Origin of the sequence: Clostridium sp. D46t1_190503_E9, from assembly GCF_015555225.1 — a bacterium.
In the GTDB taxonomy this organism is placed as follows: Bacteria; Bacillota; Clostridia; order Clostridiales; family Clostridiaceae; genus Clostridium.
Genome location: NZ_JADNKB010000004.1, coordinates 21,667 through 36,403 on the forward strand (window position 1 = coordinate 21,667; position 14,737 = coordinate 36,403).

The 14,737-nt window shown below is 26.6% G+C and carries 14 protein-coding genes; 11 read left to right on the top strand and 3 right to left on the bottom strand.

Translation table 11 applies throughout. The features are described 5' to 3' along the window. Positions 1–134 precede the first annotated feature (134 nt). From I2E83_RS05625 to I2E83_RS05635, 3 genes are all read right to left on the bottom strand, one after another. Complete coding sequence (locus I2E83_RS05625) at positions 135–1,934, bottom strand: methyl-accepting chemotaxis protein (RefSeq protein ID WP_195428919.1); 1,800 nt, start codon at positions 1,932–1,934, stop codon at positions 135–137. A 156-nt stretch (positions 1,935–2,090) separates the two neighbouring features. Then, positions 2,091–2,249, bottom strand: coding sequence for a hypothetical protein (locus I2E83_RS05630; protein WP_195266807.1), 159 nt, complete (start codon positions 2,247–2,249; stop codon positions 2,091–2,093). 95 nt (positions 2,250–2,344) lie between these two features. Next, the gene (locus tag I2E83_RS05635) at positions 2,345–2,575 is read right to left on the bottom strand and encodes a hypothetical protein (protein ID WP_195428921.1); all 231 of its coding nucleotides are present in this window, start codon (positions 2,573–2,575) and stop codon (positions 2,345–2,347) included. Between the two features lie 186 nt (positions 2,576–2,761). Between I2E83_RS05635 and I2E83_RS05640 the strand changes: the two genes are divergently transcribed. From I2E83_RS05640 to mgrA, 11 genes are all read left to right on the top strand, one after another. Then, a complete protein-coding gene (locus I2E83_RS05640; RefSeq protein WP_195428923.1) occupies positions 2,762–3,520 on the top strand; it encodes an HAD-IIB family hydrolase in 759 nt (252 codons plus the stop codon). A gap of 257 nt (positions 3,521–3,777) precedes the next feature. Continuing rightward, positions 3,778–4,713, top strand: coding sequence for a type I phosphomannose isomerase catalytic subunit (locus I2E83_RS05645; protein ID WP_195428925.1), 936 nt, complete (start codon positions 3,778–3,780; stop codon positions 4,711–4,713). A gap of 218 nt (positions 4,714–4,931) precedes the next feature. Beyond that, positions 4,932–5,642: a GntR family transcriptional regulator gene (locus I2E83_RS05650; RefSeq protein WP_195266811.1), complete on the top strand. Its 711-nt coding sequence runs from the start codon at positions 4,932–4,934 to the stop codon at positions 5,640–5,642. A 252-nt stretch (positions 5,643–5,894) separates the two neighbouring features. Then, positions 5,895–6,806 (top strand): ROK family protein, encoded by a 912-nt coding sequence (locus I2E83_RS05655; RefSeq protein ID WP_195428927.1) that lies wholly within the window; start codon positions 5,895–5,897, stop codon positions 6,804–6,806. Between the two features lie 359 nt (positions 6,807–7,165). Then, positions 7,166–8,440, top strand: coding sequence for an ABC transporter substrate-binding protein (locus I2E83_RS05660; protein WP_195428929.1), 1,275 nt, complete (start codon positions 7,166–7,168; stop codon positions 8,438–8,440). A gap of 81 nt (positions 8,441–8,521) precedes the next feature. Then, complete coding sequence (locus I2E83_RS05665; RefSeq protein WP_195428931.1) at positions 8,522–9,394, top strand: sugar ABC transporter permease; 873 nt, start codon at positions 8,522–8,524, stop codon at positions 9,392–9,394. Next, a complete protein-coding gene (locus tag I2E83_RS05670) occupies positions 9,394–10,248 on the top strand; it encodes a carbohydrate ABC transporter permease (protein WP_195266815.1) in 855 nt (284 codons plus the stop codon). Before I2E83_RS05665 ends, I2E83_RS05670 begins: the two co-directional genes overlap by 1 nt. A gap of 88 nt (positions 10,249–10,336) precedes the next feature. Beyond that, positions 10,337–10,921: a hypothetical protein gene (locus tag I2E83_RS05675; RefSeq protein WP_195428933.1), complete on the top strand. Its 585-nt coding sequence runs from the start codon at positions 10,337–10,339 to the stop codon at positions 10,919–10,921. Between the two features lie 17 nt (positions 10,922–10,938). Beyond that, the gene (locus I2E83_RS05680) at positions 10,939–11,880 is read left to right on the top strand and encodes a 1,4-beta-xylanase (protein ID WP_195428936.1); all 942 of its coding nucleotides are present in this window, start codon (positions 10,939–10,941) and stop codon (positions 11,878–11,880) included. Further along, complete coding sequence (locus I2E83_RS05685; RefSeq protein WP_195428938.1) at positions 11,877–13,058, top strand: MFS transporter; 1,182 nt, start codon at positions 11,877–11,879, stop codon at positions 13,056–13,058. The genes I2E83_RS05680 and I2E83_RS05685 overlap by 4 nt, the downstream gene beginning before the upstream one ends. A gap of 552 nt (positions 13,059–13,610) precedes the next feature. Continuing rightward, positions 13,611–14,609, top strand: a complete 999-nt coding sequence (mgrA, locus tag I2E83_RS05690) for an L-glyceraldehyde 3-phosphate reductase (RefSeq protein ID WP_195428940.1) — start codon at positions 13,611–13,613, stop codon at positions 14,607–14,609. Positions 14,610–14,737 lie beyond the last annotated feature (128 nt).

A 14,737-nucleotide genomic window follows, 5' to 3' on the forward strand; every position in this document is an offset into this window, starting at 1 on the left:
ATATGAAAATTAAATAAGTTAAAATAATAAATAAAAAGAACCTAATAAGAACAATTAAATCTTATTAGGTTCTTCTTGTTTAGAGAATCTCAAAATTAATTATTAAATTATGGTTTGGAGACATTCAGATTTATTTAAAGTTTAAATTGTGATATTAATTCTAGAAGGTCTTGAGCTAATTGGGATTGATTTTGAGCAGTTTCAGAAATTGTAATTATAGCATTTGTAGTATCATTTATGCTATCTTTAACTGAATTAACATTTGCAGATGAATTTTGAGTCATTGAAGCAACAGAATGAACAGCATCATTTAATTCAATCATTGTAGCGGATACTTCCTCTGACATTGCAGCAATATCTTCACTCATTCCTTTAATAAATATTCCATCCTTTTCGTATTTATCACCAACTTTAATAAATCCCTTAAATTCTTTCATTATTTCATTATTCATAAATTGTAATAGCTTATTACTACTATCAGTTATATTATTAAAGGCTATTTGAACTTGTTTTATAGTATCTTTTACGGTTTGTACTGAGGAGCGAGATTGTTCTGCTAGATTTCTAACTTCTTCAGCTACTACTGCAAAGCCTTTTCCTTGTTCACCAGCTCTAGCTGCTTCAATTGCAGCATTTAAAGCCAAAAGATTAGTTTGTTCTGCAATTTCTTCGATAGAGTTAGCCATATTAACTATTTCATTAACTATTTTTCCTTTTTCAATTGATTCTTTTATATCGTTTTCAACATCTTTATATAAGTTGCTTGTATTATCAATAACATATTCAGTATTTTGTTTAATATTAGTTGATCGCTTTTGAATTTTTTCAGAATTAATATTTCCATCAGTAGCTTTTTCTGAAAGTACATCTATACTAGCACTAACTTCTAAAATTGAAGCTGATAGCTCTTCTGTTATAGCACTAGTTTCTTGAATTGTAGAATTAATATCATTAGAAGATTCACTTATCAAATCAAATTGACATGTTACTTCTTCTATGGAGGCAGCTAAATCTTCACTTGAAGAGTTAACCATTTCGGTGCTATTTTTAACGGAATTTATTATATTCTTTAAGTTTTCTTGTGCTGTATTTAGAGACGTACCAATGGCTCCAAATTCATCATTATAATTTATTTCTATAGATTCTGATAAGTCATATTTTGCAATTCTATTAGATAAATCCATTATTTTCTTTAGTGATTTAGAAATTCTAAGAGTAATTCTTGCTGATGATATTAAAGTGATTAAGATTGATATTATTATTACGATTAATGTAAGTTTTAATGAGTTATTATAAATAGTTTCATTAGATATTATGGATTCCTGGGCCCACTTACTATTTAATTCTACTAATCTATCTATTTTTATAGTAAAATTTCCGCGGCTAGTATCTAAATCATATGCATGATCATTTGCTTCAGTAAATTTTTTTTCTTTAACTAATGAAATTATTTGATTACTGCTTTCTTCTAGTTCATTTAATGAAGATATTATTTCATCAAATCTTTCTCTATCCTCTTCTTTTGTAATTGAATTAATATATAACTGAATAAGCTGCGAATTTCTTTGATTATTATAATAAATATTTTGTATTAATACTTTATTAGAATCATCATCTCTACTTATAATTAATTGTTTACTAGCAAGATAATTATAAGTGGAATTTTCTGATAGTTCATTTATGTAAGTTATACCTAAAGTATTATTAAAGTAAAGCTTTTCAGAAGCGTCGTTAATTTGCTTCATATTATAAAGTCCTAATCCCCAGATAAATATTATTAAAGCTATAATTAAAAGGAAACAACCTATAAGTCTATTTGATATTTTATGTAGTCTATTAATTTTAGTTATTTTATTTTTTTTTGCTTTTGAGCTTTTTCGTAATTTGTATTTGTTTCCTTTCTTTCTATTTTTAATGTTAAAAAGTTTTTTCATATAACCCTCCCATAAGTTCCAAATATAATTTGTTTTAAAATAAATTGTGCAAAAATAAAAAAAGACAACTATCTTAATTATCGGAAAATTCCTTTAATAATTTAGTAGTTGTCCATTTAAACGTAATATTAGTTTATTTTTGCATATATTTGTTTATTAATATAATTGATTTTTATTAGTGTTTCTAGCAACTTGCTCTTTTTTTGTATACTCATAAAATGAGGTAGAGGTATTATTTGAAGTAACAGGAACTGCAAAACTTTTATTTTTCATTGGTGCTTTACCATCAGTTCGTTTTTTCTTATTGTTAGACATATTGTATCTCTCCTTTATAATAAATTACTATTTTAAAAATTAGAGAAATATTGACGTATAAATTATTTTGGGGGGTATTACATAATTAATATAGCTTATTTACTTGGAGCATTTGTATCAATTTCTGGATCTACTTCTGGTTGCTCTGTATAATCAAATTCCATATAAGCAATATTATTTACAACTATATCATCTTCGACTGTACTAGGTAATGGACTTGATGGTCCTTCAACCTTACCATGGCTAACCAAAGAATGTTTTTCTGGTGCATATCCAGTTCTTTCATTAGGTAAATAAATCTTTTTTGAGTTAGGTTTTGTTGGCATATTAATCCCTCCTTATACTTATATTATTTGAAATATGAAGTTTTTAATTCCTAGTATTATCTTCTAAAAATGCATAAAGATTATTTAAAATTAAAATATGATGTTGTAAAAATTTATTTATAAAAACTTAAGTTATAATATGGTAAAATTATAGGATGAAAATATCAAAATATATTGGAGGAACAAATGATCAAATTACTAGCGACAGATCTTGACGGAACATTAATAAATAATAATGAAGTAATAAAAAGGGATAAAGATGCCATAATTAAGCTTCAAAGAAAAAAAGATTTATTAGTAGTTTCAACAGGAAGACCATACAATGGAGTACAAATGTTAAAAGATGAATATAAGATATTTGCAAATTACTATGTATTACTAAATGGAGCTTTAATAGTAGATGCTTTAGGTACTAAAATCAGGCAAGAAATAATTGAAAAGAATGTTATTAATAGCATTATAAATGAAATAAGAGAAGAGAATGTAGCTATTTCAGTAGAATCGGGATTTAATACATATTTATTAACTGATGGAGATAATTTACCATATCCTAAAAAGAAAAGAGTAAAATCAATAGATGAAATAAAAGAGAAACTAAGCTTAATTTCTATATATAATCCTACAAAAGATATATTAGAAATAGAAGAACTAAAAAATAAAATTAATAAAAATTATGGAGATAAAATAATTGCATACAGAAATGATATTTATATAGATATAGTACCACTAGGATGTTCAAAGGGAAATGGAATAAAGTATCTTTCTAATCAAGAACTTATAAAAGATGAAGATGTATATACAATAGGTGATTCATGGAATGATGTTTCTATGTTTAATATAACTAAAAATTCATTTACATTTCATCATGTAGAAAAAGAACTTAAGGAACATGTGTCATATTTAGTTGATTCTGTAGCAGATTGTATAGAAAAGTATATTTTATAAATTAAAAATATAAAGTATATAATATATATTGTAAAGGAGTTATTTGGATATTTATACTATAATAAGTATATCAATATCAATATCAATATCAATATTATTAACTATATTATGGAAATTACCAAAAGATTATGTAGTGTCAAATGCATAATAAAAAATTTTTGTTAAAAAGTATAGGAAATGTGTTTAAAAGTATATATCTTTATTGTATAGTATACATATAGTAAGAGTATATGAATAGTTACAAGGGAGGAAGATTAATGTATCCAATTAAATTTGAAAATCTTTATTATGAAAAAATATGGGGTGGTAGAGATTTTGAAGCATTTAGGGATAATATGCCAGATGGTGAAATAGGAGAAACATGGGATATAGCATGTCATCCAAATGGAACTGGAGTTGTTGCAAATGGTTCATTAAAAGGAATAGGCTTTGATGATTTAATAAAGAAATATGGACATGAACTTGTCGGAAGAAAGATAACACTTGAAAAATTTCCTTTACTTATAAAACTCATTAACTCAAAAGAAAAATTATCTGTACAAGTTCACCCAGGAGATGAATATGCAGCAAAGTATGAAGGTGATTATGGAAAAACAGAAGCATGGTATGTAATGGATGCTAAACCAGGTGCATCATTAATAGTTGGAACAAAGGATTGTACTAAAGAGCAATTTGAAGAAGCTATAAAAAATAATAATGTAGAAAATTATTTGAATAAAATTGAAGTTAAAAAAGGTGATTGCTTTTTAATAAATAGTGGATTAGTTCATGCTATATGTGAAGGGGTTATAATAGCTGAGATTCAACAAAATAGTGACGTAACATACAGAGTATATGATTATGGAAGACCAAGAGAAATTCATGTTGAAAAAGCATTAGATGTTATAAATTTTGATCTTCAATGTGAGAATTTAAGTGAAAAAGAAGTAATGAACTATGATGGATATAACCATAGTTTATTATGCAAAAATGAGTATTTTGGAATAGAAAAGATATCAATTACTTCAGAGTATAAAGATTCAAGTGATATTGAAAAATTTGATATGTACACTTGCGTTGAAGGAGAAGGAATAATAGAAGGAAAAGATTTTTCAGAAACTATAAAAATGGGAGATAGCTATCTAATTCCAGCAACTTTAGGAGAATATAAGATAAAAGGTAATGTTACTGTTTTAAAGAGTTATCCAGTATAGTTATGAGTTAGTTAATTACCCCTGAAGTCAAAAGAATATTGGAAATTACAATTATTCTGCATTCAGGGGTATAATTTTAATTGTAGCTATATATTTAATAGTATATAATAACAATTAAATAATTGAGTTTAGCAATTTGAAATTATAAATTGAAATATAATTTATTTTATAAGGAAAAACAAATTAATCTATGATATATAAATAATAAGGAGAAAAGTATGACTAAGTATGAGCAAATAGCCATTTATATAAAGGAGAAAATAACTAATGGCGAATATAAAGCAAATGAGCAATTACCTTTTGAAAAAGAGCTCTGTGAAAAATTTAATGCTAGTAAGATGACTGTAAAAAAAGCATTAGATTTATTAGTCATGGAAGGACTAATAGTTAAAAGAAGAGGTGCAGGTACTTTTGTAAAGGATATGTCTCAGGATCAAATTGAAGATTTAGCTATTAAAAATCAATTTTTAGGTTTAACAGTAACAAATGCAGGGCATGAAATAAAAAGTAAATTATTAGACTTTAAGATAATAAATGCAGATTCAAAAGTTGCAGAGAATCTTAAAATAGATGAAGATGATTTTGTATGCTTCATACATAGAGTGAGATATGTTGATAATAAGGCTGTTGTAATTGAGAAGACCTATATGCCATTATATCTTTTTCCAGGAATAAAAAGATCTGATGCAGAAGGTTCTTTATATTGCTATATACAAGATAAAATGAATTTTAAAATACAAAGTTCTCACTCAACTGTTAGAGCTAGAAAATCAGATGAAATAGATAAGGAATACTTAAATTTAGAAAATGATGAGCCAGTTTTAGAAGTTGAAAGAATAGGATATTTAGATAATGGGAAAGTATTTGAATATTCATTTTCAAGACATAGATATGATACATATGAATTTAAAGCTATAATTGTAAGATAGGTATAGTATTATTAAATAATTGCAAGTAATGTGTAATACATAAAAAAATATAAATAAAAAGTTATTACAATATTTATATTGATAAAGTAAATACAAAATTGTTATATATTATTTAAATAATGATATAAAGTTTTATTTGTTTATAAAAACTACTATGTTTAGTAGTTTTTAATTTGTAATACTGTAGAAAACGTTTTTATAAGCGTGTAAAATTATAATATAAAGATTTTAATAATGGGGAGATGGAAAGGTATGAATAATTATATAGTATTTGATATTGGTGGAAGCAGTGTAAAGTATGCAATTATGACTGAAGAAGGAGAATTTTTATCAAAAGGAAGTTATAAATCAGCAAAGAATGATTTTGAACTATTCAAAGAATCTATGATTAATGTAATTAACAAAGCAAAAGAAGAGAATGACATAATTGGAGTTGCAGTAAGTGCACCAGGAGGAGTAGATAGTGAATCAGGGTTAATAGGAGGAGCAAGTGCATTACCTTGTATTCATGGACCAAACTTTAAGAAAGTATTTGGTGAAGAATTAGGATTAACTTTAGAAATAGAAAACGATGCAAATTGTGCTGCCCTAGGAGAAGTATGGAAAGGAGCTGCTAAAGATAATAATGATGTATTATTTGTAGTATGCGGTACAGGAATTGGAGGAGCAGTTATAAAGGACAAAAAAATCCATAAAGGAAATAATTTACATGGTGGAGAATTTGGATATTGTATTTTAGAAAGAATTCAAGAAGGAAATAATATAAGATTTAAAAGTTGGAGTAAGACTGGAGCGGTTGGAGCTCTATTAGAAAATGTGGCTAAATTAAAAAATATTAATGAAGACGAAATAGATGGGAAAAAAGTTTTTGAGTTAGCTGAAAATGGAGATTTAGATTGTATTAATGCTATAGATGAGTTTTATTTAAATAATGCATTAGGTATATTTAATATTCAATACATGTATGATCCAGAGAAAATTATTCTTGGAGGTGCAATAAGTAGCAGACCAGATTTCATAGATAGAATAAATGAAAAACTAGATATAATAATGGGTGATTTATCAGATGCAAAGGTTAGACCTATAATTGAAAAGTGTAAATTTGAAAATGATGCAAATTTATTAGGTGCATTATTTAATTATTTGCAAAGAAATAAAATATAATAAAAAATATATAAGTTCTATTATGTTATATTCCGAATTAAGGGAGTTATATACATTTATTAATTATTTAATAGTCAGAAATAATAAATATTATTTCTGGCTATTTTTTGTTGGCATATCTTAATTATTGCATATATTAAGATAATTTAGCTTTGCATTATTAATAATTTTATAAAAAATAGTTAAATTTTGAAATATTTATTAATAAAATGAGGGTCAAAATATGCAATTATCAAAATAAAAGTATATTTAACACAAGTTAAAAGTATAGACATTTATAGAAGAAGGATGTAGAATGTATCTGCAGGAAACGTTTTCTAAAATGTAATTTATAAAGTTATTTATTGGGAGGGAGATTTATGAAAAAGAAACTAATAAGCACAATTTGTTTATCAATTTTTGCTATGACTCTTTTTGCTGGTTGTAGTTCAAAAGGAACATCAAAAGAAGAGGGTGTTACATTAAAGGTTTTAACTCATAGAACAGATATTATTGATACTACTCTTAAAAAAATAGGTGATGAGTATTTTGAGAAGACTGGAGTAAAAATTGAGTGGGAAGGAATAACTGATTACGAAGGTGTTGTAAAAACAAGAATGAATACTCAAGATTATGGTGATGTACTTAATATATTACCTGCAATAACAAGTACAGAACTATCACAATTTTTTGAACCATTAGGAACAGTAGACGAATTAAAGGATTATCAAGGTGTTACACAAAGAGCTGATGGAGATAATGTTTATGGATTACCAAATGGTTTAGGAGCAACAGGTATAGTTTATAACAAAAAAGTTGTAGCTCAAGCAGGTTATAATGAATTTCCAAAAACAATAGATGAGCTTTACGATTTAGCGGACAAGCTTGCTAAAATGGGAGGCGTAGTTCCACTAGCAATTAACTCTAAAGATAAATGGCCATTAGGTCAATATGATTCAGTTGCTTCAGTAGCATATGGAAATCCATATTATTATAGAGATATGGGTAAAATGGATGATACTTTGTTAGCAGGAAAACCAACAGGTGACGTTTTAGAGATTTTATATAAATTTGTAAGTAGTGGATGGGTTGAAGGAGATTTAACTACAACTAACTGGGAACAATCAAAATCAGATATGGCAAATGGAAAAATTGCTATGATGGCTTTAGGTATGTGGGCAGTTCCACAAATTCAAGGATTATCATCTAACCCAGATGATATTGGAATAGCACCATTCCCTGTTAATAATAGTGGTAAATTAAAGGCAGAAGCTGGTCCAGATCAATTTATTGCAGTAAGTTCACATTCAAAACATAAAGAAGAAGCAAAAGATTTTGTTAAATTCTATACTACATCAGGATATGCTGATAGCGAAGGATTGATACCAGCTAAAAAGGGACAAGAGTCTAAGAATGCTGTAGTTAAGGGTTATCAAGAATCAGGCGTTGAATTAATGCTTGCAGATCCAGCAGAAGCAGATCCAGCAGCAAGTGATTTAACAACAGAAGTAGCAAATAATGCTGGAATTAAGTTCTGGGAAGGTTCTTATATTCAAGAAGCAGTTATTGCAGCTAAAAAGAGTCGTGCAGATTTCGAAGCAGTAGTTAAAAAATATAATGATGCTTGGAATAAGAGTAAGGCAGCATCAAATTAATAAATAAGAAAAATTTAAATTTCAGTTTAGGAAAATTTCCTAAACTGAAATTCTTATTATGACAAATAGGAGGATAGGGTCTTGTTTAGTAGATTAGATTATAAACAACAAAGAAGAATAATAATATTTCTATTTCTAATAGTACCAATCACATTTTTATTACTATTTACTTATTTGCCAGCTATAAATATGATAACTTATAGTTTTACAAGCTGGAAGGGGTATGGAACTAAGACCTTTGTTGGATTACAAAACTATATAGATATATTTAGTAATCCAGATATTTTTGGAGCTTTTAAAAATAGTATTTACTACTTTGTAGGTGGAATTATTCAATTAATTTTAGCGTTTTATCTAGCGGTATTAGTTAATTCAAAGTTAAGAGGAAAGGGTTTCTTTAAATCAGTATTCTTTTTCCCATATTTAATTAATGGAGTTGCAATTTCACTAATGTTCTTATTCTTTTTCCAACCTGAAGGAACATTAGATACACTTATGAAAATGATAGGTTTAGAGAAATATATAACTTTATGGCTTGGAAATGAAAATGTAGTTAATTACTCATTAGCATTTACATCTATTTGGAGATATATAGGATATAGCTTTATTATTTTCTTGGGAGCAATGCAATCAGTATCAACAGAAGTGCTTGAGGCAGCAGAAATAGATGGAGCAGGGGAATGGCATAAGATCAAATATATATTAGTTCCATCAGTAAAAAATATAATTAAGCTAAATCTAATACTTAATATTTCAGGTGCAATTTCAGTATTTGAAATGCCGTATATAATGACAGGTGGAGCTAATGGAAGTTCAACATTTGTAATTGAAACAATGAACACTGCATTTAAGTTTAATCAAGTAGGTAAAGCATCAGCAATGGCTGTAGTAGTTATGTTCATAGTTGGAACTGTTGCACTTATACAAAATATTTTCTTTAAGGAGGAAAAATAATGAGTGATAAAGATATACTTAAATCAAAAGTAAGTCAAATAGCTTGGAGCGTAACTAAATACCTATCATGTATATTGGCAGCATTCATATTTATACTTCCAATAGTAACTATATTTTTGGCCTCATTTAAAGGATATGAGGAGTTTTATTCAAGTAGTAAACTATCATTGCCTGAAAATATGTTTAATTTTTCTAATTATATAACGGCCTTTGTAGACGGAGGTATGCTAAAAGGATTTATGAACACTGCTTTCATTATGGTCATTTCATTAGCAGGAACTATTTTATTAGGAGCAATGGTAGCTTTTGTACTTCAAAGATTTGACTTTAAATTAAAGAAAGCAATTTTACTTATATATTTATTACCAATGTTTTTACCTATGGTAACAACACAGGTAGCAACATTCCAAATAATATCTAAATTAGGATTATATAATACTATTTGGGCTCCTATAGTTCTTTATTTAGGAGCAGATGTAATGAGTATTTATATAATGATGCAATTTATGGAATCAATTCCTATTGCAAATGATGAAGCTGCAATGCTTGATGGAGCATCTTATATTTATATATTTAATAGATTGATATTACCTTTATTAAAACCTGCCATAGCAACAATTATAATCTTAAGAGGAGTAGCTATCTATAATGATTTCTACACACCATTTTTATATGCACCAAGCCAAGAACTTGGAACTGTTGCGACATCTTTATATAAATTTATAGGACCATATGGTGGACAATGGAATGTAATAGCAGCTGGAGTTATATTAATAATGATTCCAACAGCAATAGTATTCTTATTATTACAAAAATATATTTATAATGGCTTTACAGATGGAGCGGTTAAATAAATAGAATTTATAAATAGCTTTAACAATTTATTTTTAATAAGTTGAGTTTAATAATTTACATTTAATAATTAGGAGAGGTTTTTGGCTTATGAATAATAAGACATTTAGATTCGTTAATTCACTTTATGTAATAATGATAACTAATATAATTGCATTAATTTATCTTACTTTAGGATTATTTTCTTTTACACTTGTTCCAGTTATTTTTTCAGTAATTGAAGTAATGAATGAGTTATTAAAAGGCGAAGTTGATGGATACTCAAGCCTAGTAAAGCATTTTAACACTTTAATGATAAAGAATATGAAAATTTATAAAAAAGAAGGGTTATTAACTGGAGCATATTCATTGACATTAGTAATAGCAATATTTTTATTAAGAAGAGTAAATATGCCAATGGCTACAAGTATCAACATATTACTTATGTATATTTTCTCTATGATAAGTATTTATTGGAGTTACTATGGAGTGGAGTTACTTTTTAATGAAGAAAAGAAAAGTTACTTAAATGTATTAGTTTTGATGTTTAAGAATCCTAAAAATCTTATAACAGCAGTCTTATTATTTATAAGTTTAATATCGCTTGGAGTTGCATTTAAAGAGATTTTAGTATTATTTTCTTTTAGCATATTTGCCTTAATATTTGTGAGGCTAAACTCTAAGTTAGCTTCTTAAATAAAAGGAGATTAATGATGAAGAAAGACTTTGAAATTAAGAGTTTTAATTTTATAACTTGGAATTGGAAAAATGATGTTGTAGTTAAAGAAGTGAAAAAAGAAATAGATTATCAGGTAGATAAATGTAATATAAATACCATAACTTTTGCTTTTTCAGCTGTTCAAGAGCATTGCTATTCCACAAAAATATATTGGCAAGGAGATCATATGCCAGTGGATGAGGAATTATCTGAATTAGTGAGATATGCAAAAAATAAAGGGCTAAAAATTATTTTAAAACCAATGCTTAATGTAAGTGATGGATATTGGAGAGCTTATATTAGATTCTTCGATGAGGATGTAGCATGTGAGCCAAAATGGAGTGATTGGTTCGAAAGCTACAATGAATATCTAATGAATTATAGTATGTTTTCTGAAAAAAATGACGTTGATATGATGATAATTGGATGTGAACTTGTTGGAACAGATCATAGGGAAAAGGAATGGAGAAGTTTAATAAATAAAATAAGAAAAGTGTATAGTGGTAAATTAACATATAACTGTGATAAATATCAAGAACATAATGTTAAGTGGTGGGATGCATTAGATTATATATCATCATCTGGATATTATCCAATTGGAACAATATCTAAGGAACTTGATAGAATTGAAACTGTAGTTAATGTGTACAATAAGCCCTTCTTTTTTTCAGAAGCTGGTTGTCCATCTATTAAAGGTGCAGGAAAATTTCCAAATGATTGGACTTTAATTTTAGATGGTGAAGCAAGTGAAGAAGAGCAGTATAAATTTTATTATGAGCTTTTAGAGGAAAGTTCTAAAAGGGATTTTGTAAAGGGATTTTGTTTTTGGGATTGGCCAATGAGATTACAAAGTACTAAAGAAAAAAGTCTTCCTAAAGATTATAGTGTAAAGCATAAATTAGCTGAAAAAATTATTAGAAGTTATTTTGAAAATTGAATAACAAAAGTAAAAATATAAATAAGATAGTAAATGTTTTTTCTTCAACATATATATTAGGAAGCATAGGAAACTCAATAATAAATAATGTATTCATATTATTTATGGCATCAGTTAAAGGGTTCAGTGATGGAGAAATAAGCATTATACTTGGTGTATTGCCGTTAATATCTATATTCACATTTTTTGTTTGGGGAGCAATTATTGATAAGTATAAGAAACTAGTTTTTTTCAATAAATTAGTTTATTCAATGAATATAGCTACCTTATTCTTATTATATAAAATAGATAACTTTAAGTTGTTTTTTATTATAAATCTTATAAGAACAATAATGATGCAACCAAGTGGTGTAGCTAACGATGAATATTTATTAAATTTATCAAATAAGTACGGGGTAAGGTTTGGGAAAATTAGAGTATTTGGTACTATAGGTTATGGGATAGCTGGAATAGTATCTACAATATCGTTAGCTTATCTAGGTATTAATAAGTCTATATTAATATCTAGTATATTTTTAACAACTACATTAATATTATTTTTTAGATTACCTGAAATAACAGGATCTGAAGAAAAAGTAGTTTCTAAGGATAAATCTTATTTAAATATAATAAATATATTAAAAAATAAAGATTTTAGATTATTTATATATACTTATGGTATATTAACAGGAGTAATAGCAGCTTCAGTTAATTATGGTACACCAATATTAATGATAAAGTTAGATGCACCAGATGCATTTATAGGTTTGATTCCAATATTTATGATAGCATTTGAAGTTATACTATTACCTGTTATAGAAAAATTAAATTTTTATGATAATGTAAATTATGTTTTTAAATTAGTAGGAATCCTATTAATTATAAGATGGGTTATATTCGGATTTGCTAATTCTTATATTATAATTATGGTATTAGCACTTATGCATGGATTAATAAATGGATTGTTACTTCCTATGCAAAATAAATTAATTTGGACTTTAGTTCCTAAAGATAAGCATTCAACAGCATTTATAATTACTAATTTATTTTGTTATACAATTTTTCCAGCTGTAATAAATTTAATAACAGGTGGCTTAGTGAAATACTTAGGCATACATACTTATGGCATAGTATATTTATTTATTACTATTTTAAGTATAATAATAATTTTAAAGAACAAATTTAGTACTAGTTATTAAGTTATTAAAATAATATTTTGAATAATATTTTGAATAATATAATATCATATTTGAGTAATTTGATATTATATTTTTCTAAAATCGTAATTAATTGAGATATAAGATTAATAAAGTTAGTTATAAAACTAGCAGATAAGTAAAGTGAAAATTTATAATAGGTTAGATTAAATATAAGTGGATAAAATATAATGAGATTAGATGTATATATTGAATATTATTGAATTAGAAATGAATGGAGCAAATATGAAAATTTTTGCTTTATTTTTATATTACCATAAATAGTTCATGGGTGTGAGGAATTTAAAGTTAATACAGTTGTTATTAGATAATAAATGGTATAAAATATAATACAAATAAAGATTTTAAAGTTACAATAAAAATTTAAAATTATGAATTAACTTAATACAAAGGCTCTAATTAGCTTATAAAAATTTACATTAAGAGAATTATATAAATTTTGTAAGCATAGATAGTTTATAATTTTTTTATTAATGGTAATGGAATATAAATCTTTATAAAATAATTTAAGAGTCTAATAAAGGGGAAGAGGATATGTTCGATGTAAACGAAAACAGATATGATGAAATGAAATATATTAAATGTGGTAATAGTGGTTTATATTTACCTAGGGTTGCTTTAGGATTATGGCATAATTTTGGTTCCGTAGATCCAATTGAAAATCAAAAAGCAATAATATTTGAGGCTTTTAACAATGGGATAACACATTTTGATTTAGCAAATAATTATGGGCCAGTATATGGGTCTGCTGAAGAGAATTTTGGTAGAATATTAAATAAAGAGCTTATTAATTATAGAGATGAAATGATAATATCAACAAAAGCTGGATACGATATGTGGCCAGGTCCTTATGGAAATGGTGGTTCAAGAAAGTATCTAATTTCAAGCTTAGATCAAAGTTTAAGAAGAATGAATTTAGAATATGTTGATATATTCTATCATCACAGACCAGATCCAGATACACCGCTTGAAGAAACTATGGGAGCATTAACTGATATAGTAAAGCAAGGAAAAGCATTATATATAGGATTATCAAATTATCATCCAAAAGAGTTAAAAGAAGCTTCTAAGATATTAAAAGCAAATGGCACTCCATGTCTTATCCATCAATTTAGCTATAGTATGTTTAATCGTTGGAGCGAAGTAGAAGGACTACATGATGTTCATAAAGAAGAAGGGATAGGTTCAATAGCATTTTCACCTTTAGCTCAAGGATTGTTAACTGATAAATATCTTCACGGAATTCCAGAAGATTCAAGAGCTAAAAAGGTAAGTAGTAAGTTCTTAAATGAAAAAGATATAACTGAGGAAAAGCTTGAAAAAATAAGACAATTAAATAATATAGCAGGAGAAAGAGGACAAACATTAGCTCAAATGGCATTAGCTTGGGTATTAAGAAATGATGTTGTTACAACAGTTCTTATTGGAGCTAGTAAGGCAGAACAAATAGTGGATAATAAGAATATAATAAATAATTTAAGCTTTAGTGATAAAGAACTTGAAAGTATTGAAAGTATATTAAATTCTAAATAAGTTATTTGTATAATTTTTTATTTAGTTGGGCTTCAGCGGGCACTGCCGCTGGGGCCTATATTTTTTATAATGAGAAAAGTATTTTGTGTATTGTACTATTTAATTAACCTAGAGTTAGTTAATTAAAT